19 protein-coding genes and 2 tRNA genes are annotated in these 20,583 nt (G+C 68.6%); 8 read left to right on the top strand and 13 right to left on the bottom strand.

The window, feature by feature from the left end; genetic code table 11:
* Positions 1–3: 3 nt before the first annotated feature.
* Positions 4–567, top strand: coding sequence for a DUF3515 domain-containing protein (locus BLR21_RS23835; RefSeq protein WP_256334897.1), 564 nt, complete (start codon positions 4–6; stop codon positions 565–567).
* On the opposite strand, the gene BLR21_RS23840 is transcribed toward BLR21_RS23835, so the two are convergent.
* Both BLR21_RS23840 and pdxR read right to left on the bottom strand, forming a co-directional pair.
* A complete protein-coding gene (locus BLR21_RS23840; protein ID WP_090008451.1) occupies positions 564–1,613 on the bottom strand; it encodes a D-alanine--D-alanine ligase family protein in 1,050 nt (349 codons plus the stop codon). The genes BLR21_RS23835 and BLR21_RS23840 overlap by 4 nt on opposite strands.
* A 42-nt stretch (positions 1,614–1,655) precedes the next feature.
* Positions 1,656–3,026, bottom strand: coding sequence for a MocR-like pyridoxine biosynthesis transcription factor PdxR (gene pdxR / locus BLR21_RS23845; RefSeq protein ID WP_090008453.1), 1,371 nt, complete (start codon positions 3,024–3,026; stop codon positions 1,656–1,658).
* A 67-nt stretch (positions 3,027–3,093) separates the two neighbouring features.
* Here pdxR and BLR21_RS23850 point away from each other — a divergent pair, with 67 nt between their 5' ends.
* Entirely contained in the window at positions 3,094–3,726 is a 633-nt protein-coding gene (locus tag BLR21_RS23850) for a pyridoxamine 5'-phosphate oxidase family protein (RefSeq protein WP_090008455.1), read from the top strand.
* Here the strand turns inward: BLR21_RS23850 and BLR21_RS23855 are convergent.
* The 4 genes from BLR21_RS23855 to BLR21_RS23870 all read right to left on the bottom strand — a co-directional run bounded on the left by BLR21_RS23855 (position 3,707) and on the right by BLR21_RS23870 (position 7,072).
* Positions 3,707–4,165, bottom strand: coding sequence for a cysteine dioxygenase (locus BLR21_RS23855; RefSeq protein ID WP_090008457.1), 459 nt, complete (start codon positions 4,163–4,165; stop codon positions 3,707–3,709). The two genes, BLR21_RS23850 and BLR21_RS23855, sit on opposite strands and share 20 nt — an antisense overlap.
* 119 nt (positions 4,166–4,284) lie before the next feature.
* A complete protein-coding gene (locus BLR21_RS23860; protein ID WP_090008459.1) occupies positions 4,285–5,352 on the bottom strand; it encodes a cystathionine gamma-lyase in 1,068 nt (355 codons plus the stop codon).
* Complete coding sequence (locus BLR21_RS23865) at positions 5,349–6,359, bottom strand: NAD(P)H-dependent glycerol-3-phosphate dehydrogenase (protein WP_090008461.1); 1,011 nt, start codon at positions 6,357–6,359, stop codon at positions 5,349–5,351. The genes BLR21_RS23860 and BLR21_RS23865 overlap by 4 nt, the downstream gene beginning before the upstream one ends.
* A gap of 5 nt (positions 6,360–6,364) precedes the next feature.
* Positions 6,365–7,072, bottom strand: coding sequence for a lysophospholipid acyltransferase family protein (locus BLR21_RS23870; RefSeq protein ID WP_090008463.1), 708 nt, complete (start codon positions 7,070–7,072; stop codon positions 6,365–6,367).
* 70 nt (positions 7,073–7,142) lie between these two features.
* Between BLR21_RS23870 and cofC the strand changes: the two genes are divergently transcribed.
* The 3 genes from cofC (at position 7,143) to BLR21_RS23885 (ending at position 10,123) form a co-directional block, all read left to right on the top strand.
* Positions 7,143–7,766, top strand: coding sequence for a 2-phospho-L-lactate guanylyltransferase (gene cofC / locus BLR21_RS23875; protein WP_090008830.1), 624 nt, complete (start codon positions 7,143–7,145; stop codon positions 7,764–7,766).
* Between the two features lie 53 nt (positions 7,767–7,819).
* Positions 7,820–8,794 carry a hypothetical protein gene (locus tag BLR21_RS23880; RefSeq protein ID WP_090008465.1) on the top strand — a complete coding sequence of 325 codons (975 nt, stop codon included), beginning with the start codon at positions 7,820–7,822 and terminating at the stop codon, positions 8,792–8,794.
* Positions 8,795–8,953: 159 nt separating this feature from the next.
* Positions 8,954–10,123, top strand: coding sequence for an acyltransferase family protein (locus BLR21_RS23885; protein WP_090008467.1), 1,170 nt, complete (start codon positions 8,954–8,956; stop codon positions 10,121–10,123).
* Here the strand turns inward: BLR21_RS23885 and BLR21_RS23890 are convergent.
* The gene (locus tag BLR21_RS23890; RefSeq protein ID WP_090008469.1) at positions 10,042–11,577 is read right to left on the bottom strand and encodes an LVIVD repeat-containing protein; all 1,536 of its coding nucleotides are present in this window, start codon (positions 11,575–11,577) and stop codon (positions 10,042–10,044) included. The genes BLR21_RS23885 and BLR21_RS23890 overlap by 82 nt on opposite strands.
* 313 nt (positions 11,578–11,890) lie before the next feature.
* On the opposite strand from BLR21_RS23890, the gene BLR21_RS23895 reads away from it, so the two are divergent.
* Complete coding sequence (locus tag BLR21_RS23895; protein ID WP_090008471.1) at positions 11,891–14,170, top strand: RNA degradosome polyphosphate kinase; 2,280 nt, start codon at positions 11,891–11,893, stop codon at positions 14,168–14,170.
* Positions 14,170–15,087, top strand: a complete 918-nt coding sequence (locus BLR21_RS23900) for an NUDIX hydrolase (RefSeq protein ID WP_256334914.1) — start codon at positions 14,170–14,172, stop codon at positions 15,085–15,087. Before BLR21_RS23895 ends, BLR21_RS23900 begins: the two co-directional genes overlap by 1 nt.
* A gap of 275 nt (positions 15,088–15,362) precedes the next feature.
* On the opposite strand, the gene BLR21_RS23905 is transcribed toward BLR21_RS23900, so the two are convergent.
* The 3 genes from BLR21_RS23905 to leuC form a co-directional block, all read right to left on the bottom strand.
* Positions 15,363–16,031, bottom strand: coding sequence for an HU family DNA-binding protein (locus BLR21_RS23905; RefSeq protein WP_090008475.1), 669 nt, complete (start codon positions 16,029–16,031; stop codon positions 15,363–15,365).
* 186 nt (positions 16,032–16,217) lie between these two features.
* Entirely contained in the window at positions 16,218–16,820 is a 603-nt protein-coding gene (gene leuD / locus BLR21_RS23910) for a 3-isopropylmalate dehydratase small subunit (protein ID WP_030479748.1), read from the bottom strand.
* 2 nt (positions 16,821–16,822) lie between these two features.
* Entirely contained in the window at positions 16,823–18,229 is a 1,407-nt protein-coding gene (gene leuC, locus BLR21_RS23915) for a 3-isopropylmalate dehydratase large subunit (RefSeq protein ID WP_090008477.1), read from the bottom strand.
* Between the two features lie 73 nt (positions 18,230–18,302).
* On the opposite strand from leuC, the gene BLR21_RS23920 reads away from it, so the two are divergent.
* Positions 18,303–19,004 (top strand): IclR family transcriptional regulator, encoded by a 702-nt coding sequence (locus tag BLR21_RS23920; protein WP_176929766.1) that lies wholly within the window; start codon positions 18,303–18,305, stop codon positions 19,002–19,004.
* A gap of 287 nt (positions 19,005–19,291) precedes the next feature.
* Here the strand turns inward: BLR21_RS23920 and BLR21_RS23925 are convergent.
* The 3 genes from BLR21_RS23925 to BLR21_RS23935 all read right to left on the bottom strand — a co-directional run bounded on the left by BLR21_RS23925 (position 19,292) and on the right by BLR21_RS23935 (position 20,485).
* Positions 19,292–19,364 (bottom strand) — tRNA-Glu (locus tag BLR21_RS23925).
* 161 nt (positions 19,365–19,525) lie between these two features.
* Positions 19,526–19,597: transfer RNA gene (locus tag BLR21_RS23930), tRNA-Gln, on the bottom strand.
* A gap of 150 nt (positions 19,598–19,747) precedes the next feature.
* Entirely contained in the window at positions 19,748–20,485 is a 738-nt protein-coding gene (locus BLR21_RS23935) for an HAD family hydrolase (RefSeq protein WP_245816243.1), read from the bottom strand.
* Between the last annotated feature and the right edge of the window lie 98 nt (positions 20,486–20,583).

Below are 20,583 nucleotides of genomic sequence, written 5' to 3' on the forward strand. Positions count from 1 at the left end.
CGGGTGACTCAGCAGGAATCCACGTCGGCGCTGTCCCGGCCGCTGCTCGCGGCGGTCGGGCTCGCTGTGCTGCTCGCCATCGGTGTCGCCGGCCTCGGTCTAGTGCTGGGCACGGGGAACCAGACGCAGGACGTGCCCGGTCGCACGGGTCCCCTCGCGCTGGTCTCGATCGACGCTCCGTCCGCCGGCAGTCCGGAATGCGCTTCCCTGGTCGAGAAGCTGCCGGTGGGGCTGCCGTCCGGGAAGGACATGCTGTCGCGCCGGGAGATCGCCGCGCCCGCTCCCCCCGCCACGGTGGCGTGGGGTGACGCCAAACACGATCCGGTGGTTCTGCGCTGCGGTCTGCCGAGGCCGTCCGAGCTGACGGCGACCTCGCAGCTGCGGGTGATCTCCGACGTGCAGTGGCTCGAGCTGCCCGGCTCGGACAGCTCGACCTGGGTGATCGTGGACCGCGGCGTGTACGTGGCGCTGACGGTGCCCGCCGGCGCGGGCACCGGACCGTTGCAGGACATCTCCACCACCGTGCGCGACCTCCTGGCCAAGCAACCGGTCAAGACTGCGCCCTAACGCAGGCCTGAGCCGCGGGCGATCGCCGTCTCGATCAGCGTGGTCAGCAGCGTCGTGAAGTCGATGCCCGTCGCGTCCCACGCCTTGGGGTACATGGAGATCGGCGTGAAGCCGGGCATGGTGTTGAGCTCGTTGACGATCAGCTCGTTCTGCTCGGTGAGGAAGAAGTCCACCCTGGACAGACCCTGGCAGTCGAGCGCCCTGAACGCGGTGACGGCCAGCTCGCGCAGCTGCGCGGTGATGTCGTCGTCGAGCTTCGCCGGGATGTCGGCCTCGTAGGAGTCGTTGACGTACTTCGCCTCGAAGTCGTACCAGTCGGCGCCGTCACCGACCGGGCGCAGTTCGGCGGGCAGTGAGGCCTCGACGCGGCCGTCCGGGAACTCCAGCACCGCGAGCTCGATCTCGCGGGGGTTCACCACGGCGGCCTCGATGATGACCTTGGGGTCGTGCTGCCGCGCCTCGAAGATCGCGGCGTCCAGGTCGTCCCAGTCGCTCACCTTGGAGATGCCGACGGACGACCCCGCGCGTGACGGCTTCACGAACACCGGCAGGCCGAGGTACTCGCGCTCGTCCAGCGTCAGCGTCGTGGCGGCGCGGTCGAGGGCGACGAACTTGCCGACGTTGATGCCCTCGGCCTGCAGGATCTTCTTGGCGAAGATCTTGTCCATGACGGCGGCGCTCGCGAACACACCGGGCCCGACGTAAGGAAGGCCACCGAGTTCGAGCAGGCCCTGGATCGTGCCGTCCTCACCCCACGCGCCGTGCAGCAACGGGAAGACGACGTCGACGTCCTTCAGCGCGTGACCGGGCTCGATCGCGACGACGGTCTGGTTGCGCAGCGTCGGGAGGTTGCCGGCGCCCGGCTCCAGCGCGCTCGGGTCCGTGCCGAGTGCCCACTGCCCCTGCGGCGTGATGCCGATCGGCACCACCTCGAACCGGTCCGCGTCGAGGTGCGGCAGGACGCTCTTGGCGGACTGGCAGGAGACCTCGTGCTCGGAGCTGCGGCCACCGAAGACCACGGCCACCCTTGTCTTGCGCTGCGTCATGCGGGCGACCCTACCCGTTTGGGCGATTGTGCCCACCCGTGGTCAGCTGGTGGTTCTGAGCAGCTCCGTCAGCACCGGCAGAGCGCTCACCAGCTGCTCCCGCGAGCACGCGCTGTACCCGATGACGAGCCCCTGCAGCTTGGGCCGGTTCACGTAGTGCCGGGCCAGCCCGTCCACCCGCAGCCCGCGCTCGAGCGCCTGCCTCATCAACGAACGCTCCTGCTCGGCACTGGGCAGCAGCACCACGACGTGCGCGCCCGCGTCGTCGCCGAGCACCTCGATGCCGGCGGCGGCGAACGTGTCGATGATGAGCGCGCGCCGTTCGGACAGCTCTCGCCGGAGCTTGCGCAGGTGCCGGCCGAGGTCGCCCATGCGTGCCAGTTCGACGACGACCCGCTGGCCCGCTGCCGCCGGGCTGGTGCCGGTCAGGTCGCGGTGTTCGAGGACGGTCGTGGCGATGTGCTCGGGGGCGACCATCCAGCCCGCGCCCAGGGTCGGCGTGAGGATCTTGCTCGTGGTGCCGAGGTGGACCACGACGTCGGGGGCCAGCGCGGCCAGTGACGGCAGCGGCGCCACGTCGTACCTGAGTTCGCCGTCGTAGTCGTCCTCGATGACGAGCCAGCCGTCGCGGCGCGCCCGTTCCACCAGCGCGACCCTCCGTGCCGCCGACATGCGGCCGCCCAGCGGGTACTGGTGGGCGGGCGAGCAGTAGACGGCCTTCACGCCCGCCGGCACGGCCTCCGGCAGGAGCCCTTCGGCGTCGACTGCGGCCTGGACGACCTTCAGGCCGTTGGCGCGGAAGACGCCCACCGCCCGCTGGTAGCCGGGTTCCTCGACGGCCACCGCGTCGCCGCGCTTCAGCACCGCGACGGCGATCTCGGTCAGCACGGCCGTGGTGCCGCCGGTGGCCAGGACGGGGTCGGCGTTGACGGCGAGGCCGCGGTGGCGCAGCAGGTGTTCGGCGATGGCCTCGCGGTATTCGGGCAGGCCGGCGCGTTCGGGACGGGACAGCGGGGGCGCGTCCGCCGCGGCGCGCCAGGCGCGGCGCCAGGCCGCGCGGTCGAGGCCACCGGCCCAGGGCGCGCCGGTGCCGAGGTCCACGAAATCGGTGATGACGGGGGCGACGGGCTTGCGCGAACGTTTGCGCAGCGGGCCGGGCGGCGTCGTGGTGACGTAGGTGCCGGAGCCGTGCCGACCAGCGATCCAGCCCTCCGCGTGCAACTGTTCGTAGGCGGCGGCGGTGACCGTGCGGGACACTCCGATGGAGTCGGCCAACGCGCGTGTGGACGGCAACCGGTCACCCGCCCGCAGACGGCCCTCCGACGCGGCGGAACGCAGTGCGTCGGCGAGCTGGACGGCGAGTGGTTCGGCGGACTCGCGGTCCAGCGCCACGGGAAGCGCGGTCTCTGCCAAAGTGGCCTTCTCAGATCGATGGAAAATGGCGCTTCAATAATGCCACTTCTTCCCGCAGGGTGAAACCATGCAGCTCTCACCCACCCCGCGCAGCACCGTCGTCCGCGGCAAGAATCGAGCCGTCGAAGACCGTCAGGTGCTCTACGACATCCTCGACGCGGGTCTCGTGTGCCACCTCGCCGTGGAGGTCGACGGGGCGCCGTTCCTCATCCCCACCGCGTACGGGCGGGACGGCAACCGCATCTTCCTGCACGGCTCGACGGGCTCACGGTCCATCAGGAGCATGCTGGAGGGCAAGCCGGTTTGCGTCGCGGTCACGCTCGTGGACGGCGTCGTCTACTCGCGGTCGGTGTTCCACCACTCGATGAACTACCGGTCCGCGATCATCCACGGCACCGCGAAGATCGCCGAGGACACCGCGCACGCCCTGCGCACGATCGTCGAGCACGTCACGCCCGGTAGCTGGGACTACGCGCGCGAACCGTCCAGGAAGGAGCTCGCGCAGACGGCCGCGCTGGAGATCGACCTGACCGAGGCGAGCGTGAAGGTGCGCGAGGGCGGGCCGGGCGAGGAGCCGTCGGACCTCGAAGCGAACCTCGTATGGGCCGGGCACATGCCGCTCATCACGACGTGGGGCGCGCCCGTACCGCACGAAACGGACAAGGCCATCCCGCCGCACGTCAGCGAACGGGGCCGTTGACCGGGTCGTAGCGGTACGAGTTCATGGCGCGTGTGCCGTGGCGGTAGACGTGGATAGACACGGCCGGATCCACGCCGTCGTTGCGCACCCGGTGCACGTAACCGGGCCCCCACACGCGCGACTGACCGGCGTGAAGTGAGTGCACGACCTGGATCTTCGTGGTCACGACCTCGGTCAGCAGGCCGCTGACGACGGTGAACGCACCCGAGGTGTGGTCGTGGTCGTGCAGCGACGCGGTTTGACCGGGGAGCCAGCTCATCAGCCAGATCTCCTGGTCGTCGGTCTTGTCGACCAACGCCGAGAAGCGCTCCTCCGGGTCGTACCGGAGCAGGTGCTTCCAGCGGTCGCGGTCGGCAGCCCACGACAGAGCCACTCGAACGGGGTGCAGCAACGCGGAGTTCTCAGACAGCACGACGCTGTTCTCAGGAACGGCGAACATCGGGGAAAAGGTCCTAACCAGGCGAATGCGCGAAAAGAGGACGCGGGACTATCGCCGGGTACAACAGCAACATGTGTTGAAGGACATGGAGCAGAGGGTCCCGGAACCGGGACCCTCCGTCAATCCAGTCCCAAAGCGTGGGACACGTCCGCGACCAGGTCCCGAGTGTCCTCACAGCCGGCCGAGAAGCGCACCAGGCCTTCCGGCACCGGGTCGCCGAACTGCGCACGCCGGTCGGCCGTCGAGTGCAGGCCGCCGAACGACGTCGCCGCCGACACCAGCTTCGAGCGTTCCAGGAACCGGTTCACCGCTTCGACCGACTCGAGCTCGAACGTCAGCACGCCGTTGAAGCGCCGCATCTGCTGCGCCGCCACGAGGAACGCCGGGTCGTCCGACGCTCCCGGCCACCGCAGGTTCACCACGCGGCCCTTCAGCAACGCGTGGATCGCGGCGGCGTTCTCCGCCTGCCGCGCGAGCCGCAGGTCCAGGGTTCCGAGGCCGCGCAACGCGAGCCACGTCTCGAACGGCCCGGGAATCGCGCCGTTCAACGTCCGCGCGTCACGGATCCGAGCCGCCAGCTCGCCGCTCGCCAGCGTCACGTGTCCGAAAAGGACATCGCTGTGCCCCGCGACCGCCTTGGTGTCCGAGGCGACCACGATGTCCGCGCCCAGCTCCAGCGGCCGCTGCCCGAGTGGTGTCGCGGTCGTGTTGTCCACGGCCAGCAACGCGCCCGCGGCGTGTGCCTGGTCCGCCAGCGCGGCGATGTCGCAGACGTCCAGACCGGGGTTCGACGGCGTCTCCAGCAGCACCAGCCGCACGCCCTCGAACGACGGATACGGCCCGGCCGTGGGCACCTCGACCACGTTCACGTCCATTTCGGACACGAACTTCCTGGTCAGGAAGTAGCCGTCGGACGGGACGACCAGGGTGTCCCCGGTGGACAGAACCGTCCGCAGCAACGTCGAGATCGCCGCCATCCCGGACGGGAAGACGACGCACTCACCACCTTCGAGCGAGCCCAGCGCCGTTTCGAGAGCACGCCACGTCGGGTTGCCCGCGCGGCCGTAGTAGTCCTGGCCGCCCAGGTGGTACGCCGACGCGAACACCGGCTGCGCGCCGAACGGTTCGCCCGGCTCACCTGAAACCGCGTGCACGACCCGCGTGCCATCACCGAGTTCGGGGGTCACTGGCGCTCGTGCTTCCGGTTACGGCCCAGCAGCGCGGCACCGAGGTCGCGCACGCTCAGCCCGTCGTGGCAGACCTGGTGGATGCCTTCGGTGATCGGCATGTCGACGCCGTGCGCGTGGGCGAGCTCACGGATCGACGAGCAGGACTTCACGCCCTCGGCGACCTGCCCGTGCGCGGCTTCCTGTGCCTGCGCGAGGGTCTCGCCACGCCCGAGCCGTTCGCCGAAGGACCTGTTGCGCGACAACGGCGACGCGCACGTCGCCACCAGGTCGCCCAGTCCGGCGAGGCCCGCGAACGTCAGCGGGTCCGCGCCCAGCGCCGCGCCCAGCCGTGCCGTCTCGGCCAGGCCGCGGGTGATGATCGACGCCATCGTGTTGTCGCCGTAGCCCATGCCCGCCGCCATGCCGCACGCCAGCGCGATGACGTTCTTGCACGCCCCGCCCAGCTCGCAGCCGACCACGTCGGTGTTGGTGTACGGGCGGAAGTACGAGTTCGAGCACGCGTGCTGCAGGTCGACCGCCCGGTCGTGGTCCGTGCACGCGATGACGGTCGCGGTCGGCTGCTCGACGGCGATCTCCTTGGCCAGGTTCGGCCCGGACACCACGGCCACCTGCGACTCGTCGACGCAGGCGACCTCGCGGATCACCTCGCTCATCCGCTTCAGCGTGCCGAGCTCTACGCCCTTGGACAACGACACCAGCGTCGCGTCCGGCGGCAGCAGCTCCTTCCACCCCGACAGGTTCACCCGCAACGTCTGCGACGGCACGGCCAGCACCACCGCGTCCGCCCCGTCCAGCGCCTTCGCCGGGTCGGAGGTGGCCGTGAGGTTGGCCGGCAACGAGATGCCGGGCAGGTAGCCGGAGTTCACGCGGGTCTCGGTGACCTCGGCAGCGACCTCCTGACGCCGCGCCCACAGCACGACCTCGGGACCGGAGTCCGCGATGACCTTCGCGAAGGCCGTGCCCCACGAACCGGAGCCGAGCACCGCAACTCGTTCGATCGCCATGGTGTTCAGGCCTTCCTCGGTCCGTAGAAGCCTTCGGGCGCCTGTTCCCCGCGCACCTCGGCCAGGTGTTCCTTGACCGCGCCCATCAGCAGGTCCGTGACCTCGCGCAGCAACGGCAGCGTCTCCTCCTTGTCGCGGTACGCGGAGAGGTCGACCGGTTCACCGACGAAGTGCGTGATCGTCTTGCGCGGGAACGGCCGGAACTTCTTCTGGTAGTGGTTGTAGAGATCGAGCGTGCCCCAGCGGGCGACGGGGATGACCGGACCGTCGTGCTGCAGCGCCAGCCGGGCCACCCCGGTGCGCGAGTTCGCGGGCCAGCCGTCGGGGTCCCTGGTGATCGTGCCCTCCGGGTAGATCACCACGAGCTGACCGGTCTCCAGCGCGTTGTGCGCCTCGCGCAGGCTCTGCTGGGCGTCCGTGGTGCCCCGGTAGACGGGGATCTGCTTCGCACCCTTCAGGATGCTGCCCATGATCGGCACGTTCCACAGGCTGTGCTTCGCGAGGAAGTGCGGCACGCGGTAGTTCTTGTGCACGAACATGGCGTCGTAGCACGGGTCGAGGTGCGAGATGTGGTTCATGACGAGCAGTGCGGCACCTTCGCGCGGGATGCGCTCCCCGTGCACCATCCGGTGCCTGCCCAGCACGAACGACATCGGGTAGACGATCGCCGCGGCGACCCCGACCCAGAAGCCGCCCTTCTCCCTTTTGGCCACGAGGCCTCTCCTAACCTGCTAGATCTGCGCCCGAGAGCACAGTAGTCCGCGAATCGTGGACTATGGCCAGGTGCGGGATGAAGTTGACCTCGTGGTTCCGGTGAAGACGCTGGACCGGGCCAAGACCAGGCTGACCAGCGCGACCGGCGGAGATCCGGTGTCACACGCGGCGCTGGCGCTCGCGCTCGCCCTCGACACGGTGAGCGCGGCCGTGGCCACTCCCGGTGTCCGGCGCGTGGTCACCATCACATCGGACCCGGCGGTCGCCGCCGAAATGGCCGCACTGGGTGTCGAGTCGCTGCCGGAGCCGCCGCAGCCGGGCCTCAACCAGGCGTTGCTCCACGGCGCGCGCACGCTCCGGTCGTCCCGAATCGGCGCGCTCCAGGCCGACCTGCCGGCGCTCAGGCCCGACGAACTCCAGGCCGCGCTCGAAGCCTCGACCGGACGCCGCGCGTTCGTCCCCGACCGCCAGGGCACCGGCACGACGCTGCTTCTCGCCGCGCCCGGCGGGGAACTCGACCCGCGGTTCGGCGTCGGGTCGGCCGGACTCCACCGGCTTTCCGGTGCGGTCGCGCTGATCGGGGCGTGGCCGTCGTTGCGCTGTGACGTGGACACGGAAGAAGACCTGCGGCTCGCGCTCGCGCTGGGTCTCGGCACGCGCACCGCGAACGCCTTGCCCGCCAGGACAACCTGAACACTCGCCACACGTCTTCCGGGTCACTGGGGTGATCACGATTTGGGAGACTGATGCGAGCGCTCATCGCGCTGGCGGGTGTCACGGCCGTCGCGGGCTGTGTGGCCGCCTATCCGATCGACCGGCCGTCCGACTACACGGCGGAGAGCAGGCTCAGCACCTGCCGGGTGGACCTGCCCCAGAGCTGGAAGGACCTCCTGTCGCGCGACCGGACGGAGGCGGGCCCGCACGAGAAGGTCATCGTCGTCGCGGCGAACGAGGACGCCGGCACGACACTCGTGAAGACCACGCGCAACAGGACGACCGAGCTCGTGCTGCACGACCACGGCAAGCGCCAGCAGGTGATGGCGGTGCAGAACGACGGGCAGCTCTTCGGTGTCGAGTTCGACGGCCGCTGGGTGACGTTCTCCACGACACCGAACCCGGCCGACCACACCACCACGACCTACGCGTGGGACTCGCGCGACGACGGCGCACCCGTGCGGATCGGCGACGACGGTGCCGTGGTGCACAACGGCAAAGCCGCCTGGTCCGACAGTGCGGGCGTACACCTCTACGACCTGGCGAAGAAGAAGGACAGGGTCGTCGGCCCCGGCACGAAGCCGGCTTTCCTCGGTGACGCGGTCATCTGGCTGCAGGACGGGAAGTTCCGCGCCGAGGGAGCGTTGCCCGAGCAGCTGCAGAACGCCGAACCCGGTGACAGCGTGGCATCCGACGGCCGCACGGTGGTGTGGACGCGGGACGAGAAGCTGATCGGCTGGCGCGAGGGCTGGGCGCAACCGCGCGAGCTGGCCGGGATCAGGCCGGCGCCGAGAACGGAAGGCATTGTGTTCCCGCGGGTGAGCGGCGACTTCGTGTCGTGGCAGTCGGAGTCGTCGTACGTCACGGACATCCGCAGCGGCGCGACCCTGCACACGACCGAAGGCGGGTACTGGCTCGAAGTCCACGGCGGAGCGCTCACACGACAAGGCTGGCGCGTCGCGGCCGCCGCTCCGCTGGCGAAGCTCTCACCGCTCTCCCGCTGCTGACCGGGGAAACCTCTTGAGTTCGTGACGAACAACACGAAAATGTTGGTTCGGGCAACTCAACGGGGAACCCCGGCACCTTTACATCCGTATCCCCCTGTGCCGACGACGCTTCCCCCGGTGTCGTCATCCCCCGACGCGTTGCCCTGAGGTGTTTCCTGCATGAGTTCACTGACGCACGCCGACTACCTGGCGTTGCGCCGCTTTCCCGCTCTGGACGGCCTGCGTGCCATTGCCGCGGTGCTGGTCGTCTTCTTCCACTACGGCGGACCGGATCGGCTCCAGGGCTGGGCCGGGGTCCAGATGTTCTTCGTCCTCAGCGGATTCCTGATCACCACGCTGATGCTGCGCGAGGAACAGCGGACCGGCCGGATCTCGCTCGGTGAGTTCTACCTGCGGCGCGGTTTCCGGATTCTCCCCGTCTACTTCGTGCTCCTGCTCGTGACTGTCGTGGCGTCCGCGCTGGCGGGCACGTTCCTGAGCAACGGCATCGGCTCCGCGCTGCCGTACTTCCTCTCGTTCACCAACGAGTTCGCCGGCGCCAGCCCGTACGGGCAGTCGTGGTCGCTGGGCATCGAGCAGAAGTTCTACCTGGTCTGGCCACTGGTCGCGATCGCGCTGGGCACAGTCGTGCTGCGCCGCCGCGCCGGTGCCGCCGCCCTCGGCATGCTGCTCGCGCTCGTGGTCGTGAACTTCACCGCGTCGCACAGCAACCCCGGCTGGCCGTTGCACTACTTCTCGATCCTGACGGGTGTGCTGCTCGCGATCGCTCTGCACAGCCCGCGCGGATTCGCCGTGCTGCGCCCGCTCACGAACCGCGTCGCGCAGGTCATCGTCGCGATCGGATTCGTCGCGGTGCACCTGAGCGTGAAGCCGATCGCCGGATTCCTCGACGGCATCAACGGAATCCCTGGTCACGTGCTGGTCATTCCGGTGTACGCGCTCGCGACGGCCGTCCTGCTGACCGCGATGATCGCGCCCGGACCGGCCACGACGTTCCTGTCCGTGAAGCCGATGCAGTTCGTCGGCGAGCGCTCGTACTCGCTCTACCTGGTGCAGACGATCGCCGCGACCGTCATCGCGTTCTTCTGGCCCGCTCTGTCCGGTCTCGGGCAGGCCGTCGTGGTCACGGCACTGGGTCTGGCGCTGGCGAGTGTTCTCTACCTGACCGTGGAGATCCCGATGATCAACCTCGGCCGGCGCGTGATCACCCGCCAGCGCGCGAAGGCCGCTGTCACGGCCGGGGTGTCTCAGCAGGGTGCGCCGCAGGCTCCCGCACCGCAGTCCGCCGAGTCGTCGCGGTTGGCGACCATCGGGCAGGCCCAGCCGTAGAACGGGTTCGGGGCGAGCGGCACGGGTTCCCTGTCGCTCTCCCTGGCCAGTTCCCTGGCGTGGTGCGCGGTCAGCGTCACGGGAGTGCCGCTCGCCTGCGCCTCGTAAGCGCCCTTCTCCAGCTGCAGGATCTCGACGCCGCGCGAGATGTCCGCCACGAACACGGTGCCGCGGTGCCAGTACGGCGCCCAGGACGTCGCGGTGTCCGGCCGCCAGTACCCGATCTGGATCGGCCTGGCGGGGTTGGAGATGTCCAGGAACCGGGTGCCCTGGTTGTACCAGGAGTAGGCCACGATCCTCTTCTGCACGTCGAAGTAGTGCGCGGAGCACGTGACGTTGCCGGGGATCGTGCCCTCCTGGTCGTCCGGGCTCCAGATGCCGACGGTCCTCATCTCCTTGGGCGTCTCGGCCCAGCCCTCACCGTTGTGCGTGCCCTGCAGCGAGGAGATGACGAACCGGCCCTCGGTCTTGCAGGTGGGCGAGCCGAACGCCTCCTCGGTGTGCAGCAGCAGTGAGCCCGGCGGGTTCTCACGCGTGGGCAACGGGCCGTCGAGGAGCGTGCGGCCGATCGGGCGGAACGAGTTGTGCGTGAACGAGGTCGGCATGTCCGCCTTCGGCACGGCGCCGCCCGCGTACGGAACGGGATCCCACGCCTTCGCCTCGCGGTACCTGCCGGTCAACGGGTCTCGGTGCCAGCCCTTCGTGTGGTAACCGCGGGTGCCGTCGTCGCCCGCCACCCACGCGATGCCCTGGGCGTCGACCTGGACGTCGTGCGTGATCTTCCCCTCGCCCGCCTTGCCGCGGACGTCGACGGAGACCGGAAGTTCTTTCGGGGTCTTCGGATCGCGGATGTCCGTGACGAAGATCCGGCCGGTCTTGGCGTCCGACCGGTCGAGTCCTGCCGTCCAGAGGAACTGGCAGTCGTTGATGCAGGTGCTGGTGTGACCGGTGTTCTGCCGGTGAAAGCTGAGGATTCTGAGGTCGGCGGGGTCCACAGCGGACACGATGTAGTTGCCCGTCGGGCGGTCGCCGGGCAGCGCGCGGCCGAACGAGTTGACCTCACGCGCCAGGAACGCGAGCTTGCGCTTGGGGTCGACGTTGATGTCCTCGTTCTCCCAGAAGCGCTTCGTCGGGTCGTCGCCCGGCAGTGCCATCTCCTCTTTCGTGAGGTGGTCGAGGAGTTTGGGCCTGTCCAGGTCGGTGACGTCGAACGTCTTGAGCCCGGTCTCCATGCTCACGAAAGCCACGTCGCGCTTGCCGTACTGGGCGAACGCGATCGAGATGGCCCGTTCGGTACCGGGAAGTGAGGCTTTGAGGCGGACGTTCTTGGCCGCCGCCTGCAGTCGTGGTTTGTCCACCTTCGGCGTCCTGGGTTCGGCGGAAGCCGCCGAAGCCAGGCCTGCCGTGGTGAAGGCCAACAGGGTCGCCGCGGTGATCGTGGCAATAACCTTCATGGATCGACCCTGGCAGCGCGCCGAACGAGTCGTGTAGCTACGAACGTCTAGGCTTCGCGTCCGTGCAGGCGACCGTGTCTACTTTTAACAGTGACGGCTCTGCCGTCGTCCTGCGAGATGACGGCGTTCTCGTCGACGTGAGTACCGAAGCCGTCACGGCGGGTGGCTGGCGGATGCTGCGTCCGGGGCAACGGGTGACCCTCGAACGTAGCCCCGATGGGACCGTCACCGCTCTTCGCATGCCTGTTCTGTGACGAGGAGTTCACCAGACGGACGTTCTGGTTAGGGGCGCTCACGGCGATAGTGCGCCACAATGCGTGACGTGAGCAAGGACGACAACGACGGTAAGGCGACACCCTCCCGACGCCGCACCCCGCGTGCGAAAGTGGAAGCGGCGACCCCGCGCAAGCAGCCTCGTGCGGCGACCCGGCGAGTTTCGACGACTCGGGCGAAGGTCGAACGCGGTCCCACGGCCGCCGCCCCGTTGCGTGGCGTGCCTTCCGCACCGCCCGCGGTGACGTCCAGCGCGGTGCCGACCGACCTCCCGGACGACCGGTACTTCAACCGTGAACTGTCCTGGTTGGACTTCAACGCCCGCGTGCTCGCACTGGCCGAGGACTCCTCGCAGCCGTTGCTGGAGCGCGCGAAGTTCCTCGCGATCTTCGCCTCGAACCTGGACGAGTTCTACATGGTCCGGGTCGCGGGCCTGAAGCGGCGCGCGGAGACCGGTCTTTCGGTGCGCAGCGCGGACGGGCTCACGCCGCAGGAACAGCTCGTGTCCATCTCCAAGCGCACGCAGGAACTCGTGGAGCAGCACGCCCGCGCGTTCCTCGACCACATCCGGCCGGGCCTGGAAGAGCACCGGATCAGCATCGTGACGTGGGGCGACCTCACGGACTACGACCGGTTGAGGCTCTCCAACTACTTCAGCGCCCAGGTGTTCCCGGTCCTGACGCCGCTCGCGGTCGACCCGGCGCACCCGTTCCCCTACATCTCGGGGCTGTCGCTGAACCTCGCCGTGACCGTGCGCGATCCCGAGGGCGGCGGCGAGCGGTTCGCCCGCGTGAAGGTGCCGGACAACGTGCCGCGCCTCGTCCGGGTGGAAGGGGACCGGTCGTCCTCTTCCGCGACCTTCCTGCCGCTGGAGGAGCTCATCGCCGCGCACCTGGGCGAGCTGTTCACCGGCATGGAGGTCATCGAGTGCCACGCGTTCCGGGTGACGCGCAACGCGGACCTCGAGGTCGAGGAGGACCGCGACGAGGACCTGTTGCAGGCGCTGGAACGCGAGCTCGCTCGGCGCCGGTTCGGTCCGCCGGTGCGCCTGGAGGTGGCCGACGACATGACCGAGCACATGCTCGAACTGTTGTTGCGGGAGATGGAGGTCGACCCGCACGACGTCGTGACCGTGCCCGGCCTGCTCGACCTGTCGTGCCTGTGGCTGCTCTACGGCATCGACCGCAAGACGTTGAAGGACCCGGCGTTCGTGCCGGCGACGCACCCGGCGTTCGGTGAGCGCGAGACGCCGAAGAGCGTTTTCGCGACGCTGCGCGAGGGTGACGTCCTCGTGCACCACCCGTACGACTCGTTCTCCACGTCCGTGCAGCGCTTCATCGAGCAGGCCGCGGCCGACCCGCACGTGCTCGCCATCAAGCAGACGCTGTACCGCACCTCCGGCGACTCCCCCATCGTGGACGCGCTGATCGACGCGGCCGAGGCGGGCAAGCAGGTCGTGGCGCTGGTGGAGCTGAAGGCCCGGTTCGACGAGCAGGCGAACATCAAGTGGGCACGGGCGCTGGAAAAGGCGGGCGTGCACGTCGTCTACGGCCTGGTGGGCCTGAAGACGCACTGCAAGACGTCGCTCGTGGTGCGCCAGGAAGGCTCGACGATCCGCCGCTACTGCCACATCGGCACCGGCAACTACAACCCGAAGACCGCGCGGCTGTACGAGGACGTCGGCATCCTGACCGCGGAGCCGACGATCGGCGCGGACCTCACCGACCTCTTCAACGTGCTGACCGGCTACGCGCGCCAGGACGAGTACCGCTCGCTGCTCGTCGCGCCCTACGGCGTCCGCAAGGGCATCGTCGACCGGATCAACCTGGAGATCGAACGCGCGCAGGCCGGTGAGCCCTCGGGCGTGCGCATCAAGGTGAACTCGCTCGTGGACGAGCAGGTCATCGACGCGCTGTACCGGGCGTCGCAGGCCGGCGTGCCCGTCGACGTGGTGGTACGCGGCATCTGCGGCCTGAAGCCGGGCATCAAGGGGCTGTCGGAGAACATCCGGGTGCGGTCGATCCTGGGCCGGTTCCTGGAGCACTCGCGGGTCTTCCACTTCGTCGCCTGCGACGAGTACTGGATCGGCAGCGCGGACATGATGCACCGCAACCTGGACCGCCGCGTCGAGGTGGCCCTGCGCGTCGCCGACCCGCGCCTGACCAAGCAGCTGGGCGACATGTTCGAGTCCGCGCTCGATCCCCACACGCGCTGCTGGGTTCTGTGCCCTGACGGAGAATGGGAGGCCTCGCCTTCGGACGGCACGTCCGTGCGGGACCACCAGATGGAACTGCTGCACAGGCACGGAGCTCTTGGGTGATCAAAGCTGCTGGGGCGGTGCTCTGGCGCGAGGCCGACGGTGACGTCGAAGTCGCGGTGGTGCACCGCCAGCGTTATGACGACTGGTCCCTGCCGAAAGGCAAACTCGACCACGGAGAGACGATTCCGGGCTGCGCGGTACGCGAGGTGGAAGAGGAGACAGGCTTCTCCTGTGTCCTCGGCCGCCATCTCCGGCAGGTGTCGTATTCGGTGAAAAGCGTGCCCAAAACGGTCGACTACTACGCCGCTCAGGCCGTTTCCGGTTCGTTCGTCCCCAACGAAGAGGTCGATCTGCTGCGGTGGCTGCCGATCGCCGAGGCGTCGGAACTGCTGACCTACGAACCGGACCAGCAGGTGCTGGCCGAGTTCTCCCGCCTGCCCGCGGACCTGCTGGTCGTTCTGCTGGTGCGGCACGCGAAGGCCGGGAAGCGGTCGGAGTGGAATGACGACGACGACCTCCGCCCGCTCTCAGACGCGGGCTGGCGCCAGGCCGCGGCGCTGCGCGCCATGTTGCCCCTGTGGGCACCAGTACGCGTCCACACGGCGCCCAGAGTGCGTTGCGTGGACACCGTGCGAGGCGTGGCCGAGGACCTGGACGTGGAGATGGTCGAGGAGCCGCGCCTGTCGGAGGAGGGCTACTGGCCCGACCCGGACGCCGGCCTCGTGCGGCTGCTGGAGGTCGCCGCGCAGGAGGGCCGTGCCGTCCTCTCCTCGCAGGGCGGCGTGATCCCGTCCGTCGTGCAGTCGCTGGCCGAAATGGGCGGGCTGCGGCTGGACGAGATCCCGTGCAAGAAGGGCAGCACGTGGGTGCTGACCTTCACCAGGCCGTTCGGCACATGGTCCACTTCGGACTCGCCTTCGCGCTGGCCAACCCTGGTGTCGGCGCACTACCTGGCCTCTGCGCTGGCCCGGCCGTAGTTTCTGCCGCTGCTCCGCAGACGGCGGCGAGTTCGCCGGGAAGTCGCGAACTCGCGGGTCCGGTGCGGGGCTGAGAACGCCTGGCACTCCAATAGAAATAACGCTTTCACGCCTGCGAAAGCCCCCTGACGCAAGCGAATCCCGCAACACGAAGGGCCCGGCGAACTCGCCGCAGCCTGTGAAGCAGCGACCAAAACACGAAGGCCCCGGTGTGCGCACACCAGGGCCTTCCGCGTTGGTACTGAAGTGACGCAGCCTCCCTCAGGAGGCCCGTCTCACTTCTTCTTGGCAGCCGTCTTGCGAGCAGCCGGCTTCGCAGCCGCGGTCTTCGCGGCGGGCTTGGCAGCGGCGGTCGCCTTGGCAGCAGCCGTGGCGCGCTTGGCCGGAGCCTTGGCCGCGGCCGTCTTGGTGGCGGCGGCCTTGGTGGCGGCGGCCTTGGTGGCGGTCGCCTTCGCAGGCGCCTTGGCAGCAGCGGGCTTCGCCGCGGCCGTGGTGGTGCGACGGGTCGCGGGCGCCTTGGTGGCGGCCGCGGCCGTACGGGTGCGCGTCGTGGTCGTCGCGCGGGTCGTCGCGGCCTTGGTCGCCGGAGCCTTGGTAGCCGCGGGCTTCGCGGCGGCAGCGGCGGCGGGCTTGGCGGCGGCCTTGGCAGCAACGGCCTTCGGCAGCTTCTTCGCACCGCTGATGACGTCCTTGAACGTCGAGCCGGGGCGGAACGCGGGCACGTTGGTCTTCTTGACCTTCACGGTCTCGCCCGTACGCGGGTTGCGCGCGGTGCGAGCCGCACGGGCGCGCTTCTCGAAGACGCCGAAGCCCGTGATGTTGACCTTCTCGCCCTTGTTGACGCTACGGACGATCACGTCCACGAGGCCGTCAACAGCAGCACCGGCGGTCTTCTTGTCTCCAAGGCGCTCGGCGAGCGCCTCGATGAGCTGGGCCTTATTCACCGTCAGTCCCTCCCAGGACGCTCACGGCCCTAAGAGACGGGCCGACTAGAACGCAACGGTAGGCCCAAAACGCGAGAAATACCAATCGCCACGCCAGATTTTTCGTTGTGGCGTGGCTAATTGCGCCCCTTCGAGGGACAGGAGGCGCCGGATTCGCCCCTCTCAAGGGGAGAATCCGGCCCCCTCTCAGACCGCCGGAAGCGGATCCGTTGTGGGCAGCCAAGTCTGGCGATTGCCCTCGAATGCGCTGATCTCGGGCTCGTGACGCAACGTCAAAGCGATGTCGTCGAGGCCTTCGAGAAGGCGCCAGCGGGTGTAGTCGTCGATCTCGAACGGGGCTACCAAGTCCTTGGCGCGAACGGTCTTGTCGGTGAGGTCCACCGTGACCGGCGTGCCGGGTTCGGACTCCAGCACCTTCCACAGCAGCTCGACATCGGACTGGCTGCACTGCGCCGCCACGAGGCCCTGCTTGCCGGAGTTGCCCCGGAAGATGTCGGCGAACCGGGACGAGACGACGACGCGGAAGCCGTAGTCCATCAACGCCCAGACGGCGTGTTCCCGAGAGGACCCGGTGCCGAAGTCAGGGCCCGCAACGAGGACGCTGCCCGCCTTGAAGGGCTCCTGGTTGAGGATGAAGTGCTCGTCACCGCGCCAGGCGGCGAAGAGCCCGTCCTCGAACCCGGTGCGGGTCACGCGCTTGAGGTAGACGGCCGGGATGATCTGGTCGGTGTCCACGTTGGACCTGCGCAGCGGCACACCGACGCCCGTGTGGGTGGTGAAGGCATCCATGGTCAGTTCTCCAGGTCTGCGGGGGCCGACAGGGTGCCGCGCACGGCCGTGGCGGCGGCGACGAGAGGTGACACGAGGTGCGTCCGGCCGCCCTTGCCCTGCCTGCCCTCGAAGTTGCGGTTCGAGGTCGACGCGCTGCGCTCTCCGGGCGCGAGCTGATCCGGGTTCATGCCAAGGCACATCGAGCACCCGGCCTGCCGCCACTCGGCACCCGCGTCGAGGAACACCTTGTCCAGACCCTCGTCCTCCGCCTGCTTGCGCACCCGCATCGAACCGGGGACGACCAGCATCCGTACTCCTGAAGCGACGTGCTTCCCCTTGATGACGTCCGCCGCGGCGCGCAGGTCCTCGATGCGCCCGTTGGTGCAGGAGCCGAGGAACACCGTGTCCACGCGGATGTCGCGCAGTGGCGTGCCGGCCTCGAGGCCCATGTACGTCAGCGCCTTCTCGGCGGCCACGCGCTCGTTCTCGTCCGCGATCTTCTCGGGGTCGGGGATGTTCGCGCTCAGCGGCAGGCCCTGACCGGGGTTCGTGCCCCACGTGACGAAGGGGGTGAGCTCCGCCGCGTCGAGGTTCACCTCCGCGTCGAAAGTCGCGTCGTCGTCGGTGCGCAGCGTCTTCCAGTATTCGACGGCCGCGTCCCAGTCCGCGCCGGACGGTGCGTGCGGACGGCCCTTGATGTAGTCGAAAGTCGTGTCGTCCGGTGCGATCATGCCGGCGCGCGCGCCCGCCTCGATCGACATGTTGCAGACCGTCATGCGCGCTTCCATCGACAGCGCCTCGATGGCGTCGCCGCGGTATTCGAGCACATAACCCTGCCCGCCACCGGTTCCGATCTTCGCGATGACGGCGAGGATGATGTCCTTCGCCGTGACGCCCTCGCCGAGCGCGCCGTTGACGTTGATGGCCATCGTCTTGAACGGACGCAGCGGCAACGTCTGCGTCGCCATCACGTGCTCGACCTCGGAAGTGCCGATGCCGAACGCAAGCGCGCCGAACGCACCGTGCGTCGACGTGTGACTGTCGCCGCACACCACGGTCATACCGGGCTGGGTGAGCCCGAGCTGCGGCCCGACGACATGCACGATGCCCTGCTCGAAGTCCCCCATCGGGTGCAGCCGCACCCCGAACTCCGCGCAGTTGCGCCGGAGCGTCTCAACCTGCGTGCGCGACACGAGATCCGCGATCGGCTTGTCGATGTCGACGGTCGGAACGTTGTGATCCTCGGTGGCGATCGTGAGATCGGCCCTGCGCAGCCCGCGGCCCGCAAGGCGGAGGCCGTCGAACGCCTGGGGGCTGGTGACTTCGTGCAGCAGGTGGAGGTCGATGTAAAGCAGGTCCGGCTCCGCGCCACTTCCGTGGCGCACAACGTGTGCCTCCCACACCTTCTCCGCGAGCGTGCGGCTCATCGCGACATCTCCCACATCATGGACGCGCCGACAGATCTGGACTTCTCACTGTCTGGGAAGTTAGTATCGGCTTGTGGGACAGCATAGCGGGATCGGCGTGCTGGACAAGGCAGTGGCCGTGTTGAACGCCGTAGCAAAAGATCCTTGTGGCCTGGCCGAGTTGTGCAACCGCACCGGCCTCCCGCGAGCGACCGCACACCGCCTGGCCGTAGGCCTCGAGGTGCACCGGTTGCTGCGCCGAGGCTCAGACGGCCGCTGGCGCCCGGGCGCGGCTCTGGCCGAACTGGCAGGCGGCGCAACGGACCCGTTGCTGGACGCCGCCTCCTCGGTCCTGCCACGCCTGCGCGACATCACAGGCGAAAGCGTGCAGCTCTACCGCCGCGACGGCATGCAACGAGTCTGCGTCTCCTCAGCAGAACCCCCCTCGGGCCTGCGAGACACAGTCCCAATCGGAGCCAGGCTCCCCATGACAGCAGGCTCAGGCGCCAAAGTCCTGGCAGCATGGTCAGACCCAGGCACCCAACGCGCCGTCCTGGCCGACGCCGTATACGGCGAACGAACCCTCTTGGAAGTCCGCCGCCGAGGCTGGGCCCAAAGCGTGGCAGAACGAGAACCAGGCGTGGCCTCAGTCTCAGCCCCGGTAAGAGACTCAGCAGGCGCCGTAGTAGCAGCAGTCTCAGTCTCAGGCCCCATAGACCGCATGGGCCGCCGCCCAGGAGCCCGCTGGGCAGCAGACCTACTAGCAGCAGCAGAAGCCCTACAAAGCCGCCTATAACCACAAAGGCCGCCCTCCTAAGGAGGGCGGCCTAACCACTGCATTAAGTAAAAGCTCGCCCACAAAGAATGCAGCCGAATGGCACCCGCCCGCCCACCCGATGCGAAGCGAGGGCGAGGGCACCCATTCGCAAGCGAAGCGACGCGCACACCACAAGGCACGGGTCACACCCACGCCGGGGGTCCGGGGGCGGAGCCCGCCGGCTGGGGTCTGGGGGCTTGGCCCCCAGAAGGCAAAGCGAAAGAGGCCTGTCTGCGCACTCCGCAGACAGGCCTCTACCACCTCTGTAGCCCCGAAGGGATTCGAACCCTCGCTACCGCCTTGAGAGGGCGGCGTCCTAGGCCGCTAGACGACGGGGCCCTAGAACTTCTTGCTGGCTTGAACCTTATCAGATCACTCTGTCCGGTCCAAATCCGGCTATTCAGTTCTTTTACTGCTGGGTCTTGCTCTGGCATCTTGCTTTGGGTCTAACATTTTCAGCAGCTCCAGAAGCTGACCCGAGGGCAGTTCTTCCTTCGCAGCTGGGGTACCAGGACTCGAACCTAGACTAACTGAACCAGAATCAGTCGTGCTGCCAATTACACCATACCCCATTGGCTTTCACGATCGACTTCGTTGTCCCGCGGGAGTTCCGAGGTCCTCGTTGCTGCCGAGAGAAATACTAGACCACGCCCCCGGCAGAAGTGAAATCGGCCCCCACCTGAACGCATCCGCGCAGGTGGGGGCCGGTCTCGAAGGTGAACTCAGGCGCTGGCGGTGGAGAGCTCGCACACGAGGAGCTCCGGCAGTTCCGCGAGCGTCGTGATGGACGACAGGCCCGCGGGCAGTGTGCCGCCGGTCGGGCCGATGCGGTTGATCCAGACGCCGTGCATTCCGGCGTCCCGTGCCCCGATGGCGTCGGCGTGCAGGCGGTCTCCCACGTGGACGGTGTCGCCGGGCGGGACGCCCAGGGCCAGGCACGCGGTGTGGAAGATCACGCGATCCGGCTTGGCGCAGCCGACCTCGCCGGCGATCAGGACGGCGTCGAAGTACTCGGCGAGGCCGAGCTGGGCGATCTTCACGCGCTGGTGGCGGCCCGACGCGTTGCTGATCGCGGCGATCGGGAGGCCTGTCGCGCGCAGCCAGTCGAGCATCGGGATCGCGTCCGGGAACAGGCACCAGCCGGCGGAGAGGACCTCCTGGCGGCCGAGTTCGCGGCGGGTCGCTTCCTCCAGCGACAGTTCCTCGCCGAGTGCGGCGAAGAAGGCCTGTGTGCGGATGTTGCGCATCTGCACGTACTGCAGTTCGCCGGCGAGCTGGCGGGAGACGTGGTCGTCGGTGATCCTCTGCCACAACGACCAGGCGTCGGCGTTACCGACCATCGAGGCCAACGCGGCTCGCGAAGAAGCGCTGTAGTCGACAAGTGTGTCGTCGACGTCCAGGCACACAGCGCGGATCTCGCCGGTTCTCTTACGCGTGAAAGTCGGGGACGCAGTTGTCACTCCGGAAGGTTAGGTGCGTGGGGGCCTCGTCCGATTCGGCTAACGAGGTGATTCCTACAGGTCCTTGCACGATCAAGCAGACCTTGAGGGCCCGAACG

The sequence above is a fragment of the Lentzea albidocapillata subsp. violacea genome, assembly GCF_900100275.1.
In the GTDB taxonomy this organism is placed as follows: domain Bacteria; phylum Actinomycetota; class Actinomycetes; order Mycobacteriales; family Pseudonocardiaceae; genus Lentzea; species Lentzea violacea.

What these genes read in the sequence shown, in the direction of transcription:
- BLR21_RS23890 (WP_090008469.1), bottom strand. Translation starts at nt 11,577, where the DNA reads ATGAAGGTTATTGCCACGATCACCGCGGCGACCCTGTTGGCCTTCACC.
- BLR21_RS23840 (WP_090008451.1), bottom strand. Translation starts at nt 1,613, where the DNA reads ATGACGCAGCGCAAGACAAGGGTGGCCGTGGTCTTCGGTGGCCGCAGC.
- leuD (WP_030479748.1), bottom strand. Translation starts at nt 16,820, where the DNA reads ATGGATGCCTTCACCACCCACACGGGCGTCGGTGTGCCGCTGCGCAGG.
- BLR21_RS23865 (WP_090008461.1), bottom strand. Translation starts at nt 6,359, where the DNA reads ATGGCGATCGAACGAGTTGCGGTGCTCGGCTCCGGTTCGTGGGGCACG.
- BLR21_RS23850 (WP_090008455.1), top strand. Translation starts at nt 3,094, where the DNA reads ATGCAGCTCTCACCCACCCCGCGCAGCACCGTCGTCCGCGGCAAGAAT.
- leuC (WP_090008477.1), bottom strand. Translation starts at nt 18,229, where the DNA reads ATGAGCCGCACGCTCGCGGAGAAGGTGTGGGAGGCACACGTTGTGCGC.
- BLR21_RS23885 (WP_090008467.1), top strand. Translation starts at nt 8,954, where the DNA reads ATGAGTTCACTGACGCACGCCGACTACCTGGCGTTGCGCCGCTTTCCC.
- BLR21_RS23880 (WP_090008465.1), top strand. Translation starts at nt 7,820, where the DNA reads ATGCGAGCGCTCATCGCGCTGGCGGGTGTCACGGCCGTCGCGGGCTGT.
- BLR21_RS23895 (WP_090008471.1), top strand. Translation starts at nt 11,891, where the DNA reads ATGCGTGACGTGAGCAAGGACGACAACGACGGTAAGGCGACACCCTCC.
- BLR21_RS23855 (WP_090008457.1), bottom strand. Translation starts at nt 4,165, where the DNA reads ATGTTCGCCGTTCCTGAGAACAGCGTCGTGCTGTCTGAGAACTCCGCG.